Source organism: Moellerella wisconsensis ATCC 35017, assembly GCF_001294465.1.
In the GTDB taxonomy this organism is placed as follows: Bacteria; Pseudomonadota; Gammaproteobacteria; order Enterobacterales; family Enterobacteriaceae; genus Moellerella; species Moellerella wisconsensis.
Map to the genome: position 1 here is coordinate 83191 of NZ_LGAA01000006.1, position 16103 is coordinate 99293.

Sequence of the window (16103 nt, forward strand, 5' to 3'; positions counted from 1 at the left end):
CTTTTAAAAATGAATTATTTCAATGCTTCTCGCTGAACATCAAAAATTGTCTCTAAGCCGCCTTTAGCTAAACTTAGCAAGGCTAATAGCTCTTCATGGCTAAACGGTTCACCTTCTGCGGTTCCTTGTACTTCAATCATACGACCGTCATCCATCATAACCACATTCATATCAGTTTCAGCAGCTGAATCTTCAATATATTCTAAATCACATAAAGCTTCGCCATTCACAATACCTACAGATACAGCTGCAACCATAGCTTTTAATGGACTAGAGGCTAACTTTTTATTTTTAACTAATTGATTCAGCGCATCAACTAAAGCAACACAAGCCCCAGTGATGGAAGCGGTACGCGTACCGCCATCAGCTTGAATAACATCACAATCGACAGTAATTGTATATTCACCTAATTTTTTTAAATCAACCGCAGCACGTAATGAACGAGCGATTAATCGTTGAATTTCCATAGTGCGCCCAGTTTGCTTACCGCGCGCCGCTTCACGCGAATTGCGTGTATTGGTTGCACGCGGTAACATTCCGTATTCAGCCGTCACCCATCCTTGTCCTTGGCCTTTAAGAAAGCGTGGAACACCGTCTTCAACGGTAGCGTTACATAACACTTTAGTGTCACCAAACTCGACCAGAACAGAACCTTCTGCGTGTTTTGTATAATGACGAGTAATTTTAATTGGGCGCACTTGGTCTGCCGTTCTGCCTGCTGGACGCATCGTGTTATCTCCGGTTTGAATCTGAATTTAGCCAGCATTATACGTCCTTACGAGGAGAATGCCTATCCTGACAGAACGCATAGCGCTATAATCTTGAAATCATTTTTACCATTAAAAACCAATAGGAACGAATTATGATCCGTAGTATGACCGCTTTTGCCCGCCGTGATATCAAGGGTGAATGGGGGAGTGCGGCCTGGGAGCTGCGTTCCGTAAATCAACGTTATCTTGAAACTTATATTCGACTTCCCGAACAATTCCGCAGTCTTGAGCCAGTGATCCGTGAACGTTTACGCAATAGGCTCACACGCGGAAAAGTCGAATGTTCGCTCCGTTTCGAGCTAGATGCTGGCAATCAAGGCCAGCTAGTACTCAATGAAACATTAGCTCGCCAGTTGATTAGTGCAGCAAACTGGGTCAAAAATTACAGCCATGAAGGTGAAATTAATCCAATAGAGATTTTACGCTGGCCGGGTGTTATGTCCGCCGGTCAACAAGATCTTGATGCGATTAGTACACAGCTAATGGCTGAACTCGAGTTAGCGCTGGATGATTTTATTCAAAGCCGAGAAACTGAAGGCAGTGCATTACAGTCTCTGATAGAACAACGTCTTGATGGCGTAATGACTGAAGTGGCTAAAGTTCGTAAACATATGCCAGAAATTTTAAAATGGCAGCGCGAGCGTCTACAGACTAAATTTGAAGATGCAGAAATTCAGGTTGATAATAATCGCTTAGAACAAGAGTTAATTATGTTAGCTCAGCGTATTGATGTAGCCGAAGAATTAGACCGTTTAGAAGCGCATGTAAAAGAGACTCGCAATATTCTGAAAAAGAAAGAAGCAGTAGGTCGCCGATTAGATTTCATGATGCAAGAATTTAATCGTGAATCAAATACCTTAGCCTCAAAATCAATTAATAGTGAAATTACTAACTCCGCAGTGGAGTTAAAAGTATTAATTGAACAAATGCGCGAGCAAATCCAGAACATCGAATAAGCTTTCTCAGTATTTTAGAGCAGATCACCAAGCCAGTAGATATCTATATTTACTGGCTTTTCAATCTAATAATCTATAGACGATATTATATCTTCGAATATTGCATATCATGAGCTTATTTTTTTCTTTTAGTTCGGCGTAAAAATTGTCTCATTGCATTTCTTAATTTCACTAGCTGGAAAGCCCAAGAGTTTGATTCCAAATTGATACCATAAAAACGTTGCAGTGCAATGGCATCATTAGCTTGGCACAGCGCTAGATTACCCGAGTCAGATAAATCAATAATTTTAATACCATTTTCGGTTAAAATAAAATTAGCGGCATGGATATCATTTGAGGCTAAATCATAACTATGTAGTTTATTTATTACGCCTTTAATTTCATCATAGTACTGATTAATATGCTTTAGTTCAGATAACGTTGTTCCTTCGACATATTCGGCTAAAATCCAAGTCTCTAGTGCTTCACGATACTTGACTTTCTCAGCCACTAAATAAATATCATTAGTAATATCACAACCTAAATGCTGAGCGCGGGTAACCCGATATAATAATTGAGAATAATAAGGCCCAGAAAAAAATCGTGAGATACGCTTCTCTAACCTCGTATCTCTTTCTTTTTCACATTTTATAACGTAAGTAATACCATCAACGACTATTTTTGCCACCGAACGCTGTGGATTGCCACTATTCAACGGCTGACCAATGATTTGTCCACATTTATAATCGTGAACAATTTTTAAATAATCTATATCACTTTCTTTCTGATAAATCGTAAAACCATTACCTGTGGTTTTTAATATATTCACTATTGTATCCAGCCATCACCATTGTTTTGCTAGATACTGTAACAATATAACTTAAGTTAAACTTAGCTAAACGAGACATTTCGTCTAAAAAAATCGCCTTAATCGTTTTTTTCAACATCCAAGGCGATTATTACATTAAATATATTCTTTAATTACACTAGTTCTATAATATGCTTACCATTAATCACTGCCGAACAGGTCACGAGTGTAGACTTTATCTGCCACATCTTCGAGTTCAGGAACCATTCTATTCGCTAAAATAATATCACTTTCCGCTTTAAACGCCTCTAGATCGTTAATCACCTTCGAACGGAAAAATTCGGGCTCTTTCAATACGGGTTCATAAACCACAACGTCGATACCTTTAGCTTTAATACGTTTCATAATGCCTTGAACCGCAGATGCTCTAAAATTATCTGACCCGGCTTTCATCACTAAGCGATAAACGCCTACTTTGCGTGGCGATTTAGCAATAATAGACTCAGAAATAAAATCTTTACGAGTACGGTTAGATTCGACAATAGCATTAATCAAGTTGTTCGGCACATTGTCATAGTTAGCCAGTAACTGCTTAGTGTCTTTCGGTAAGCAGTAGCCCCCATAACCAAACGATGGATTATTATAGTGGGAGCCAATACGGGGATCGAGTGCGACTCCCTCAATAATCTGACGGGCATTCAATCCACGACTTTCTGCGTAAGTATCTAATTCATTAAAATAAGCTACGCGCATAGCTAAATAAGTATTGGCGAATAATTTTATTGCTTCAGCTTCAGTACCGTCAGTGAACAATATCGGCACATCTTTTTTTATTGCTCCTTCTAGCAATAAATTAGCAAAAATTTCAGCCCGTTCAGAACGTTCGCCAACAACAATGCGTGAAGGATATAAATTGTCATACAGAGCGCGACCTTCGCGTAAAAACTCCGGTGAAAAAATCACATTGGTATAACCAAATTCAGCTTTAAGACGTTCGGTAAACCCAACCGGAATCGTCGACTTAATAATAATTGTCGCTTGTGGATTAATCACATTTACATCATGAATAACGGCTTCAACTGAGGTAGTTTTAAAATAGTTAGATTTAGGGTCATAATCTGTTGGCGTAGCAACAATCACATACTGCGCCCCTAAGTATGCATCTTGTTTATCTTCCGTCGCCCGAAAATTCAGCTTTTTTTCACGTAAAAACTGTTCAATTTCATTATCAACAATCGGTGACTGCTTATTATTCAGCATCGCCACTTTTTCGGCGATAATATCGAGTGCCACAACTTCATGATTCTGCGACAGTAACATAGCATTAGACAGGCCAACATAACCTGTACCGGCGATAGCAATTTTCAAAACTAACCTCTCAAATTCCGTCTTAGGGATCACTGGTGATAACAATAACGGTACCTATCAATAAACGCCAACACCCTGCTCTATCGATTCCTGAGGGCGATAACCTGCAATACTTTGCACGGCGCAAAAAAGCTATATAGCACAAAGTTTATCGAAGGATTATATCGGAAATATGCGTAAGACTTTCTACAAAATAATCAATAAAAGTGAAATCATTATGCTAATAATCACTATAAACAATATTTATTGACCTATAGAACTATAATGATGAAGCTAGATTTGAGATGAGGAAAAAAATTTATTGGGTCGGATATTGATAAATAATAAAAAAGAGAGCAATTAAGCTCCCTTGTTAATAAATAATATAATTATTCAAATCCAGCTAATACAATTTTTCCTTTCGCTTGGCCTTGCTCGAGTAAGGCATGTGCACGTCTAAGATTGTCTGCATTAATTAGCCCAAAGTTTTCACTTAATGTTGTTCTTAGCTGTCCATTATCGATAAGTGTCGCAACTCGGTCTAAAATTTCATGCTGTCTAATCATGTCTGCCGTTTGAAATACTGGGCGCGTAAACATCAACTCCCAATGTAAAGAAAGCGCCTTGCGTTTCATTGGCATCACATCTAAAACTTTAGGATCATCGATTAAAGCCAACTTACCTTGAGGTATTAAAATATCAATAATTTGATTAAAATAATCATCGGTATGAGTTAACGAAGCCACATAATCGACATTTTCAATTCCCAGCGTAGCTAATTGTGGCTTTAACGGTTTAGAGTGATCAATCACATCATCAGCCCCCAACGCCTTTACCCAATCTTGAGTTTCTGGCCTTGATGCTGTACCGATAACCCGCAATTGAGTTAATTGACTGGCTAATTGAATTAACATTGAGCCAACACCACCAGCAGCACCAATCACTAATAATGAGCGACCTTGCTCTTGGTTTTCTACCGCACCTAAGCGATCGAATAATAATTCCCATGCAGTAATTGATGTTAAAGGCAACGCGGCAGCATGAGTAGCATCTAAGCTCGACGGTTTATGCCCTGCAATACGTTCATCGACCACACCATACTCGGCGTAGCACCCTTGACGAGCGATAGACCCGGCATAATACACATAATCGCCAGGTTTAAATAACTGAACATCACGCCCAACAGCTTCAATTCGCCCACAAGCATCCCAGCCTAAAATTCTTGGCGTCGCAGGTTTGTCGCCATGTCGGACTTTGGTATCGACAGGATTAACCGCAATAGCTTCAATTTTGACTAATAAATCACGTTCACCGTATTCAGGTTTTGGCACTTCAGTTTGGTAAAGTGCCTGCTTGTCACTAATAGGTAGACCGGGTTGACTAAAAACAATCGCTTTCATGATTTTACTCCCTGACCTTAAAGGTCAATAAAATTTCAGGCGGTTATATTCGATATTGCTTATGTTTTATCAGTTAGATCTATAGCTAATTATTAACTTAACGATAGATAATAGATAAAGCAAATAAGAATAAATGAAGGGATATAATGAAGATAAAGTGAAGCTGTGTAATCATTGCCATTAATAATTAATCAAATTTCCCGTAATCGCTCGAGCCATAGCCGGTATGGTGTCCTGTCTCCCCCGAGTTGGCACAAAATTTCGCACACATTATCGGATCACCATTTATTTCCCGCTATGGCCAGAGCGCCGGAGATCTATTTTATCGCCTTTATTTGTATATTGATAAAATCGTATAACTGCTGTCAGACAGTATGATTTATCGTATTGTCACCGTAATTAAATTGTTCAATATCCATTAAGTGGTTATTGACTACTAAAGATTTACACGCCGTATCTATGCAATAATTCAGTCTAAATATTCAAATATCTGTGAGTAACTGTCACCAGATAATGCTAATAATATTAGCAGTTAACTTTTCCAATTCCAGTCTAATATGTAAGAAGATAAAACTAATAAAACTCTAATTTTTCGTATTGTGACAAACTAAAGCGATAATTATCATTTAATTAAGCAGATATTTCGGATTAATCAGAATATAATCGATTCGACAAATCTAATCATAATTCAAATTATAACCGTCGTATTATAAGAAATAGAGTTATGGTTTGATGTAATCAACAAATTGATTAATTTACTATTATCTTCTGTTACGTGATCTGTGCCACGCACTGTAGAACCCCCCCCTCCTTTAGTAGCATAAACCTTTATCCTCGCTTATCCTGAATAACTCGAAGTCTCTAGCCCACCATAAATAGCCGCGACTTCTTATTACTTAACTATTATTTTTGATTCATTCATTTGGATAACTCAAAAAATAGTTTTAATTTATTTTCGTTTAAACCAGTAACTCAGCGCAAATTTCATTCTGCGAGTTGATGTTTAACGGATAATTTTAGAGAGGAACTCCCTATGCAGATCTCAGCGCGTAATCAATTAACAGGTTCAGTTAGCGGCATTAAACTCGGCTCAGTGAATAATGAAATCGTACTCACACTGGGAGAAGGCGAGCAGCTCACAACCGTTATTACCCAAGAAAGTTGTAAAACACTGGGTCTTAGTGTGGGTAAAACCGCTATTGCGATTATTAAAGCGCCTTGGGTCGTGCTAGCCAAACCAGACTGTGGTTTGATTTTCTCAGCGCGTAACCAATTTAACGGTAAAGTGACTCATGTGATTGAAGGGGCGGTAAATAGCACTATCCATTTAGTCACGGATAAAGGTATGGCGCTAACGGCTATCATCACTAATGAAAGCCTGCAAGAAATGCAATTGACCAAAGGTGTAGATATTATTGCCTTGATTAAGGCTTCGAGCGTTATGTTAGCGACAGAAAAATAATCGCTAATCCTTAATTTTACAAAATAGTCAGCGGACGGTGGTCATTAATCATCTGCTTGAGAGTATGCTGGAAAGTAGAGTTAAATTATTACCACATAATCCGCTGGCCTAATTTTTTACTCAATAAACAGCCCTTTATCTCGCAGAAAATGTTGATCGCCTTTGCGCCGAGTAAAACCGGTTTTATCAAAGAACTCAAGGATCTGAATCGCTAATTTTCGCCCGACACCTAATTCATCACGGAAATTAGCCGCATTAATCGCCCCACTGTCTTTGGTATACTTCATAATAATTCGGGTAAATTGGGCAATATGTTCTGAGCTATAATAGCGGTCTCGGACAATCGCGGTGACGAACCCCAATTGCGCCGCTCTTTTTAATACGTTGCGTATAGTCGCTTCATCGATATTAAGTTTACTGGCCAAATCTCGCACCCACCAAGGTTCCGGGGTGGAGAACAATGGTATGATTTGTTGCCATAAGCGCTGTTGCTCGGCATCAAACTCAATTCCATGCTCCGGCATATGCAACCAGCCGCGAGTTTGGATAATCTCACCTTCATCAAGTAACTCATTAATTAACATGAAAATTAGCTGATCATTAAATGTCGGTAAGGCCATTCGTTTTAAGCGAGCACGTCCTACACCGATTTGATCCATATGCGTTTGATGGTAATCACTTAACACACTAATTAAACGCTGTTTAGCGAATTGCGCATTTGTACGGGATAAGACAATGTCTCCCGTCTGTACAATATCAACTTGAGATAACAGTGTCGTCAATGCTGTTTCAGTGAGTTGGCAAGCCCAACCATACTCCTGAATATTTAATTCACCGCGCGGAAATTGCAGTTTCAGCAAGGATAACGGATCTGTCGCTGTCGCCAGCTGAGTTAGCCAACTGAGAAATTCTGGGCGTCGTTTACCACGCCGAGGCGATTGTAGCTGGATAACCCGCCCACTGCCCAAAGTATGACGAGCACTGATATCACGCAGAATTAATCGGTCGTTATTAGCCAGCCACAATGGCGTATCTAGAACCAGTTCAGCTAAAAATGGGATATCATCGCTATGATTAAGCAAAGCAATTCGTCCAGTTATATGGCTAGCACCATGATAAAGATGCAATGGCTGCCAATTTTTTAATCCCTCATCGGCCTGTAATTCAACCAATACTCGGCTCGCCATAAACGGGGGTTGCTCTGCTAATAGCCATTCACCACGTGAAACTTGATCTTTATCGATATCCCCAGCAATATTTAATGCAATTCGATCACCCGCTTGCGCGGATTCGACCACTTGATTTTGAGCATGTAATCCACGCACACGAACGAGTTTATCTACCCCAGTAAGCCACAGATTATCACCAACCTGCACATTTCCTGCTAAGGCCGTTCCAGTAACCACTAGCCCAGCACCTTTAACGCTAAAGACGCGGTCAATCGCTAATCGAAAACGCTTATCGGTATTGAGTGAATTATCATGCTGATGGTGTAACAATTGGAGGTGGCTACGCAGTTCACTGATACTCTGCTTATCTGCTATCGAGGTTACAAATAGTGGGCAATTATCCCAACCGTGCTGCCAAAGCAGAGCTAAACATTGCTGCCGAACCATTTCTATTTGCTCAGCGGAGGCTTTATCTGCTTTCGTTAAAATAACCGTAATATTTGGACAGCCAGCTAAGCGTAGAATTGATAGGTGCTCTAAGGTTTGAGCCATCACGCCATCATCACATGCAACCACCAGCAAGGCATGTGAGATACCGCCAATTCCCGCTAACATATTGGCTAAAAACTTTTCATGTCCCGGTACATCAATGAAACCAATCGATGATCCATCAGCTTGCGGCCAATAGGCATAGCCGAGATCGATGGTCATACCCCGTTTTTTTTCTTCGGGTAAATGTGCGGTATTCACCCCGGTTATCGCTTGGATTAATGAGGTTTTTCCGTGGTCAACATGACCGGCTGTTGCAAATATCATCTAACACGACCTATCTGAACACTCTATATACTGGATTTCTATTCAATTAATTGCGTCTAAACAATGCTATCGCAATAGAGCCTGTAAAAAATCATTTTCATTATCGAGACAGCGCAAATCGAGCCATAAACGCCCGTCATTTATCCGTCCAATTATCGGCTTGGGTAACTCTCGCCACTGCGCTGCTAATTTCTCTAACGCACTGCCACGACCCTCTAGAGGCGCAAAAGTAATTGCCCAACTCGGTAATCGATCGATAGGTAATGAACCGCTGCCAATTTGAGATAAACAAGATGCAGAAGCGACCTCAAACCGATCACCATAAATCGCGAGTAATGGGGGCAATAAGCGCTCAGCGCAGGCTTTAATTTCATCTTGTTGGCGTGTCAGCCATTTTAACGTTGGTAGCCGCTGCGTAAGTTTGTGAGGGTTAAGATATAATTTTAGCGTCGCCTCTAACGCCGCCAATGTCATTTTATCGACCCGCAATGCCCGCTTTAATGGATGACGTTGAATGGCATCAATCCACTGTTTTTTACCCAGAATAATACCCGCTTGAGGACCACCAAGCAGTTTATCACCAGAAATTGATACTAAATCAATGCCTTGGGCTAAATAAGTTTTTGGCATCGGTTCAGCAGGCAAGCCATATGCAGTCATATCTATCATTGAACCACTGCCTAAATCGATAGCGGTCGGTAACTGATATTGGCGGCCTAATGCGGCAAGCTCTTCACTACCAACTTCGGCGGTAAAGCCTTGGATACTGTAATTACTGGTATGCACCTTCATTAGCAATGCCGTTTGTTCGGTGATAGCTTGCTGGTAATCACGCAAATGAGTGCGATTAGTCGTACCAACTTCAACCAGTTGACAGCCCGCTTGTTGCATTACATCAGGAATACGAAACGCCCCCCCGATTTCCACCAGTTCACCGCGAGAAACCACTACTTGCCGCCCGTGAGCTAGCGTAGCAAGTAATAATAATACCGCAGCCGCGTTATTATTTACGATACACGCGTCTTCTGCCCCCGTGAGCTGGCACAATAAATCGGCCAGAGCCCTATCACGATGTCCACGCTGCGCACCAGATAACGAATACTCTAAAGTCACCGGTGAACGCATTACCTCCGACACAGCATCAACTGCCTCATCAGCCATCACCGCACGCCCAAGATTGGTATGCAGCACGGTTCCAGTCAAATTAAACACCGGCTTTAAAGCACTCTCGATGTGTTGCTGATAATAACAATTAAGCTGCGTCAGCCAACTCGAATGCCATGCAGGAAGTTGGCCGGTATGCTGAATATGTTCACGTGCTGCAACTTGCATTGCACGCAAAGTGTCAGTGACCCACTGCCGACCGGCTTGGATAATAATAGATTGAAAATCAGCCTGCGAAAGCAGGCTGTCAATAGAAGGAAGCTGGCGATATAACGCTGAGATAACGTCAGGCGTACTTTCAGATATGCTTTTTTCCATAGCCTAGTTTTCCTCTGAGTTAATCGCTATTCTTCTCCAGGGAACAAAAATGGATTAATACTACTGCGGGCGAACCCTTCTTCTTCCATTTTCGCATCCAGGATAATTGAGGCTAAATCATCAGCAACCGCATCGACTTTGGCATCTTTTTCTTGGTAAAGAATTTTCAAATAACTACCGCAATCACCACAACTTTCGGCTTTAATCGCTGAATTTTCATTATCCAATGACCAATAATTAAGATCTCGACTTTGCTCGCAATTACTGCATTTTACGCGTACAACATGCCATTCGGTTTCGCACAAATTACAATGCAAATAACGTAAACCTTGAGATGTCCCAATCTGTACTACGCTAGAAACAGGCATGCTACCGCATACAGGACAAAATTGACGATGTTCACCGTATTCTGCTCGAGCCTTACCCGGGATTAAGGATGCCATTTGGCTCCAATACAATGATAACGCAGCCCAGATAAAGATAGATTTATCCGAAGAAACTTTAATAAAATCATCGTTAAGCAGCGCCGTGGCCATCTCTTCGAGTTCGTTATCAGAAGCTTTATTCAGATTTTCTAATGTAGCGCGTACTTGCTCAGGAACAACCGGTAATAACTCAGCAATAATTGAGCGCAGTAATTTGTGCCAATGCCCTGTACGTGAAAAGGTTTTACGGTCTAATGGCGGTTTATTGCTACCTTTTGCCTGCGCAAAAATATTATCCATATCGATTTCTAATGGATTATCGTGCTGAGCATTTTGCTGGGCTTTCGCGATATCAGCCGCAAAATTAAGATAATTAGCGAAAGGATTATTCTGCTCAGCTAATTCCGTTAACCGTTCAGCGCGGCGCTGATATAAACTTTTTAAATTGGGAAATAATACTGGTGGAATATAACCCAACCCTTTTTCGATTAATTTGTCTTGACCTAATTCTTCTTTAGGAACGATACGAATACTCATCGCGTTCTCTCTTCTTGTTTTATGATTAGCAATCACACTATTATTTTTACGCTCAGGATAGACCAAAAGCCCTATAGAGGCTACCCGAACGTTAATATTGATATCATCTTGTTGAGATAATAACAATCATCATTTAAAAATATAAAAAGGCAGGAAATTCCTGCCTTTAGCTATTGATTATATGTTGAAGGCGAAAATATTATTTCTTTTCTTCTTCTTGCTGTTTTCTCTCTTTTTCGAGAATTTCACGGTACCAAAGTGGATGATGCTTTTTCGCCCAGCCTCGGGTTACCCATCCTTCAACCATTGCACGAACCGAGCCTTTTACCCAAATTGCCGCATAAGCATGCACAATAATAGTAATGATCAGTCCAATCGCTGCAAGTGAATGGACTAATAGCGCGATACGAATAATAGGGATCGGGAAGTATTCAGCAAAATAAGGACGCCAGATCATGACACCACTGATAGCTAACAGTAGCAGACAGATACTGACAACCCAATAAACGCCTTTCTGACCTAAGTTATACTGTCCAACATCACCAGCTTCTTCATTTTTCAGAACTTTATCGATATTTTTTGCCCAATTAATATCATCTTTATTGATGAAGTTATGGCTGAAATAACGAAAGAACATAAAAATAAACAGCAAAAACATCGCCGTGCCGACAAATGGGTGCAGAATACGCGACAGTTGAGGCGTGCCCAAAATATTCATAAACCAGTTCAGAGATGGGAAAAAGAAACCCAGCCCACTGATAGCCGTGAACAAAAAGCAAATCACAACTAACCAATGATTTATGCGTTCAATCGGTTTGTGACGAATAATTTTTTCATTATCCTGCGGGATCATTTCTGGTCCTCCTCATGAACTGATTTATCAGTTTTTGAAGGTGCAGAATGGCGCATATCTTCTAACGCCTCTTCTTCCTCTTTCGTAGAGACACGGTTAGGACCGATACCCACATAGTGGAAGAGCGCACCCGCAAAGGTGGCTGCAAATCCAATTGCCGCCAATGGTTTCCAGATGCCTTTCCAGAAAGTCACAGTTGAGCTAATGCTCGGATTTTCAGGCAGGCCATGATACAACTGCGGCTTATTTGCATGATGCAGAACATACATAACATGAGTTCCGCCAACGCCTTCAGGATCATACAGACCTGCGTTGTCATAACCTCGTGTTTTCAGTTCATTCACACGCTCATTAGCGATGCCTTTCATGTCTTCTTTGCTACCAAAGTGAATCGCCCCTGTTGGACAGGTTTTAACACACGCTGGCTCTTGACCGACATCAACACGATCAACACAAAGCGTACATTTATACGCACGGTTATCTTCTTGGTTAATGCGCGGTACGTCGAAAGGACAACCCGCAATACAATAACCACAACCGATACAATGCTCTGACTGAAAATCAACAATACCATTAGCGTACTGTACAATCGCGCCTTCAGCAGGACAGGATTTCAAGCAGCCGGGATCGGCACAGTGCATACAGCCATCTTTACGAATAAGCCACTCAAAGCGTCCGTTCTCTTCAACTTCAGAGAAGCGCATCACCGTCCATGACTTAGCAGTAAGATCCGTCGGGTTATCATACACCCCAACGTTTGTGCCTATTTTATCGCGGATATCATTCCACTCTGAACAAGCAACCTGACAGGCTTTACAGCCGATACAGGTAGTTACATCGATTAGCTTTGCAACTTCTTCCTTAAAATCCCGCACCTGAGGCGCGGGAGTCAGGGAATTGGTGGCAGAGCGACGAATAATGTCTTGAGATTGCATTGACATAATTTATCTCCTTACACCTTTTCCACATTGACAAGGAATGCTTTAAATTCAGGCGTTTGTGTATTGGCATCACCCACAAATGGCGTCAAAGTATTCGCAAGGAAGCCTTTCACCGCGACACCTTCAAAGCCCCAGTGAATCGGAATACCAATGGTATCCACATTGCGACCATCAACCGTCAACGTTTTGATGCGCTTGGTCACTACTGCTTTAGCTTTAATATAGCCGCGTTTCGAGCTAACTTTTACCGTATCGCCTTGTTTAATCCCTTTCTCGTTGGCCAAACGCTCACCAATCTCGATAAACTGCTGAGGTTGAATAATTGCATTCAACAACACATGTTTTGTCCAGTAATGGAAGTGTTCGGTTAAACGATAAGTTGTTCCGACATAAGGGAATTTATCAGCTTTACCCATTTGCGCCCAATCGTCTTTAAACACACGCGCAGCCGGGTTAGAAACCACATTCGGATGCAGTGGATTGGTGCCTATTGGCGTTTCAATCGGCTCATAGTGTTCAGGGAACGGTCCTTCTGCCATCTTATCGATAGCAAACAGACGGCCCATACCTTCAGGCTGCATAATAAATGGACCCACATCACTGCCCGGAGGCGCATTGCTGTAATCAGGGACATCCATTCCCGTCCACTTTTCACCATTCCATTCAATAATCTGACGACGAGGATCCCAAGGTTTACCCATCGGGTCTGCCGACGCTCGGTTATAGATAACACGACGATTTAATGGCCATGCCCACGCCCAGCCTAATGTATTCCCTAAACCAGTAGGATCGGCATTATCGCGACGTGCCATCTGGTTACCTTGCGGTGTCCAGCTACCAGCAAAAATCCAGCACCCGCTTGAGGTTGTCCCATCATCGCGTAATTGAGCAAAGGTACTTAATAACTCACCTTTTTTGGCGATAATATTGCCATTTGCATCTTTCAAATCTACTAATGCATAGCCGTTATTTTCTTGCGCCACTTCTTCCGGTGTCGGTGCATCGCGGTCAAAATAATCCCAAGTCATGTTCAGCACAGGCTCAGGCGTGGTTCCACCTTCAGCTTGATATAGCTTACGCATACGATGGAAAATACCTGACAAAATCTCCGCATCACTGATAGCTTCGCCCGGGGCATCCGCACCTTTCCAGTGCCATTGTAACCAACGCGCCGAGTTTACAATCGAACCATTTTCTTCTGCGAAACAACAAGACGGCAGACGGAATACTGTGGTTTGGATCTCTTCTGGATTCACGTCATTCATTTCGCCGTGATTTTGCCAGAAGTTAGAGGTTTCAGTATTCAATGGGTCGACAGTCACTAAGAATTTCAACTTAGATAATGACTTAATCACTTTGTTTTTGTTCGGGAATGAGGCTAGAGGGTTAAAGCCTTGGCAAATATAGCCATTCACTTCGCCTTTATTCATCATCTCGAAATAGCGCAATACATCGTAGCCCTGATCCCATTTAGGCAACCAATCAAAGCCCCAATCGTTTTCTTTTTGCGCTTTGTCGCCATAAAACGCTTTCATTAAACTGACGAAGAATTTCGGGTAATTGCCCCAATAGTTAACTTGGCCTTTAACGGTTGGTTTTGGCGTATTAGCGGCCAAATAACTTTCAAGCGTCGTCTGTTGGTCTGAAGGTAACGTCAAATAGCCCGGCAGGCTTTGTGATAATAGCCCTAAATCCGTCAGTCCCTGAATGTTAGAGTGACCACGTAATGCGTTAACACCACCACCCAACATACCCATATTACCCAGCAATAATTGGATCATTGCCATGGTACGGATATTTTGAGCACCGATAGTGTGCTGAGTCCATCCTAATGCGTAAAGGAATGAGGCTGTTTTATCTTTAGCGCTTGTTTCTGCAATATATTCACAGACTTGTAAGAAATCTTTTGTTGGTGTACCACAGATATTATTGACGACTTCTGGGGTATAACGACTAACATGCTGCTTTAATAGATTCCATACACAGCGTGGATGTTGCAGCGTTGTATCGCGTTTTGCGAAGCCGTTCTCATCAAGCTCGTAATTCCAGGTAGTTTTATCATACTGACGTTTCTCAGCATCATAACCACTGAATAAGCCATCCTCGAACCAATAATCATCACGAACAATTAGACTGGCGTTAGTATATGCTTCGACATACTCACGGTTAATCTTTTCGTTTTCCATCAAATATTTAATAACACCTGATAAGAAAGTAATGTCGGTACCAGAACGTATCGGCGTGTAGAAATCCGCGACTGAGGCCGTTCGCGTAAAACGAGGATCGATTACAATTAATTTAGCGTTATTATGGATTTTAGCTTCCATCGCCCAGCGGAAACCGACTGGATGCGCTTCTGCCGCATTACCGCCCATAACGACAATCAGGTTTGCGTTTTTAATGTCAACCCAGTGGTTGGTCATCGCACCGCGACCAAATGTTGGAGCAAGACTTGCTACCGTTGGTCCGTGTCAGACACGCGCTTGGTTATCAACGGCAAGCATGCCGAGAGCGCGGGTAAATTTCTGGGAAACAAAGCCACTTTCATTACTGCCGGCAGATGCACAAAGCATACCGGTAGTTAGCCAGCGGTTAACTGTGACGCCTTCATCATTTTGTTTAATAAAATTGGCATCACGGTCTTCTTTCATTAGTTTGGCGATACGATCAAACGCCTCATTCCAACTAATGCGTTTCCACTCATTGGTTCCTGGTTCACGAACTTCGGGATACTTAAGTCGGCTTTCACTATGAATAAAGTCGATCAGACCTGCCCCTTTCGGGCAAAGCGCGCCTCGGTTTACCGGATGATCCGGGTCACCTTCAATATGAAAAATGCTCTCTTTGGCATTTTTTGCACCGTCGCCTAGGCTGTACATTAACAGTCCACAACCGACAGAGCAGTACGTACAGGTATTCCGGGTTTCACGCGCACGCAGTAATTTATACTGACGTGTTGATGCTAACGCAGTAGAGGGTGCAAAACCCAATGCTGCTGCCGTAGTACCCGCCATACCGCCAGCACAGATCTTAAAGAACTGCCTTCTGCTGACTTGCATGGGGATCTCCTTATTTACATTGCTCATATTCACCAGAAATACCTAAAATACTTCTTGGGTGAATGCTATTCTTATTCAACGTCTTCCCTAGCGTGATCA

Annotated in this window: 12 protein-coding genes; 2 read left to right on the forward strand and 10 right to left on the reverse strand. The window is 41.9% G+C overall.

Annotated features, from left to right (window positions below; all coding sequences use genetic code 11):
• Window positions 1–14 precede the first annotated feature (14 nt).
• Window positions 15–728 carry a ribonuclease PH gene (gene rph, locus M992_RS02865; RefSeq protein ID WP_053907243.1) on the reverse strand — a complete coding sequence of 238 codons (714 nt, stop codon included), beginning with the start codon at window positions 726–728 and terminating at the stop codon, window positions 15–17.
• Between the two features lie 134 nt (window positions 729–862).
• Here rph and M992_RS02870 point away from each other — a divergent pair, with 134 nt between their 5' ends.
• The gene (locus M992_RS02870) at window positions 863–1726 is read left to right on the forward strand and encodes a YicC/YloC family endoribonuclease (RefSeq protein ID WP_053907244.1); all 864 of its coding nucleotides are present in this window, start codon (window positions 863–865) and stop codon (window positions 1724–1726) included.
• A gap of 115 nt (window positions 1727–1841) precedes the next feature.
• Here the strand turns inward: M992_RS02870 and M992_RS02875 are convergent, their stop codons facing one another.
• The 3 genes from M992_RS02875 to M992_RS02885 form a co-directional block, all read right to left on the reverse strand.
• Window positions 1842–2534, reverse strand: a complete 693-nt coding sequence (locus M992_RS02875; RefSeq protein WP_072165912.1) for a lipopolysaccharide core heptose(II) kinase RfaY — start codon at window positions 2532–2534, stop codon at window positions 1842–1844.
• A 180-nt stretch (window positions 2535–2714) separates the two neighbouring features.
• Entirely contained in the window at window positions 2715–3881 is a 1167-nt protein-coding gene (locus M992_RS02880; protein ID WP_053907246.1) for a nucleotide sugar dehydrogenase, read from the reverse strand.
• A 368-nt stretch (window positions 3882–4249) separates the two neighbouring features.
• Window positions 4250–5260 carry a zinc-binding alcohol dehydrogenase family protein gene (locus M992_RS02885; protein WP_053907247.1) on the reverse strand — a complete coding sequence of 337 codons (1011 nt, stop codon included), beginning with the start codon at window positions 5258–5260 and terminating at the stop codon, window positions 4250–4252.
• Between the two features lie 1033 nt (window positions 5261–6293).
• On the opposite strand from M992_RS02885, the gene M992_RS02890 reads away from it, so the two are divergent.
• Window positions 6294–6722, forward strand: coding sequence for a TOBE domain-containing protein (locus M992_RS02890; protein WP_053907248.1), 429 nt, complete (start codon window positions 6294–6296; stop codon window positions 6720–6722).
• 116 nt (window positions 6723–6838) lie between these two features.
• On the opposite strand, the gene selB is transcribed toward M992_RS02890, so the two are convergent.
• From selB to fdnG, 6 genes are all read right to left on the reverse strand, one after another.
• Window positions 6839–8707: a selenocysteine-specific translation elongation factor gene (gene selB, locus M992_RS02895; protein WP_053907249.1), complete on the reverse strand. Its 1869-nt coding sequence runs from the start codon at window positions 8705–8707 to the stop codon at window positions 6839–6841.
• 66 nt (window positions 8708–8773) lie between these two features.
• Window positions 8774–10189, reverse strand: a complete 1416-nt coding sequence (gene selA, locus M992_RS02900) for an L-seryl-tRNA(Sec) selenium transferase (protein ID WP_053907250.1) — start codon at window positions 10187–10189, stop codon at window positions 8774–8776.
• Between the two features lie 26 nt (window positions 10190–10215).
• Window positions 10216–11151, reverse strand: coding sequence for a formate dehydrogenase accessory protein FdhE (gene fdhE / locus M992_RS02905; protein WP_047255877.1), 936 nt, complete (start codon window positions 11149–11151; stop codon window positions 10216–10218).
• Between the two features lie 199 nt (window positions 11152–11350).
• On the reverse strand, window positions 11351–12004 hold the full coding sequence (fdoI, locus tag M992_RS02910) for a formate dehydrogenase cytochrome b556 subunit (RefSeq protein ID WP_047255878.1): 654 nt from the start codon (window positions 12002–12004) through the stop codon (window positions 11351–11353).
• Window positions 12001–12945, reverse strand: a complete 945-nt coding sequence (gene fdxH / locus M992_RS02915) for a formate dehydrogenase subunit beta (RefSeq protein WP_053907251.1) — start codon at window positions 12943–12945, stop codon at window positions 12001–12003. Before fdxH ends, fdoI begins: the two co-directional genes overlap by 4 nt.
• A gap of 11 nt (window positions 12946–12956) precedes the next feature.
• A complete protein-coding gene (gene fdnG / locus M992_RS02920) occupies window positions 12957–16004 on the reverse strand; it encodes a formate dehydrogenase-N subunit alpha (protein ID WP_082335381.1) in 3048 nt (1015 codons plus the stop codon).
• Window positions 16005–16103 lie beyond the last annotated feature (99 nt).

Coding starts and splice junctions, on each gene's coding strand:
- fdoI (WP_047255878.1), bottom strand. CDS start 12,004: ATGATCCCGCAGGATAATGAAAAAATTATTCGTCACAAACCGATTGAA.
- selA (WP_053907250.1), bottom strand. CDS start 10,189: ATGGAAAAAAGCATATCTGAAAGTACGCCTGACGTTATCTCAGCGTTA.
- rph (WP_053907243.1), bottom strand. CDS start 728: ATGCGTCCAGCAGGCAGAACGGCAGACCAAGTGCGCCCAATTAAAATT.
- fdhE (WP_047255877.1), bottom strand. CDS start 11,151: ATGAGTATTCGTATCGTTCCTAAAGAAGAATTAGGTCAAGACAAATTA.
- M992_RS02870 (WP_053907244.1), top strand. CDS start 863: ATGATCCGTAGTATGACCGCTTTTGCCCGCCGTGATATCAAGGGTGAA.
- fdxH (WP_053907251.1), bottom strand. CDS start 12,945: ATGTCAATGCAATCTCAAGACATTATTCGTCGCTCTGCCACCAATTCC.
- selB (WP_053907249.1), bottom strand. CDS start 8,707: ATGATATTTGCAACAGCCGGTCATGTTGACCACGGAAAAACCTCATTA.
- M992_RS02890 (WP_053907248.1), top strand. CDS start 6,294: ATGCAGATCTCAGCGCGTAATCAATTAACAGGTTCAGTTAGCGGCATT.
- M992_RS02885 (WP_053907247.1), bottom strand. CDS start 5,260: ATGAAAGCGATTGTTTTTAGTCAACCCGGTCTACCTATTAGTGACAAG.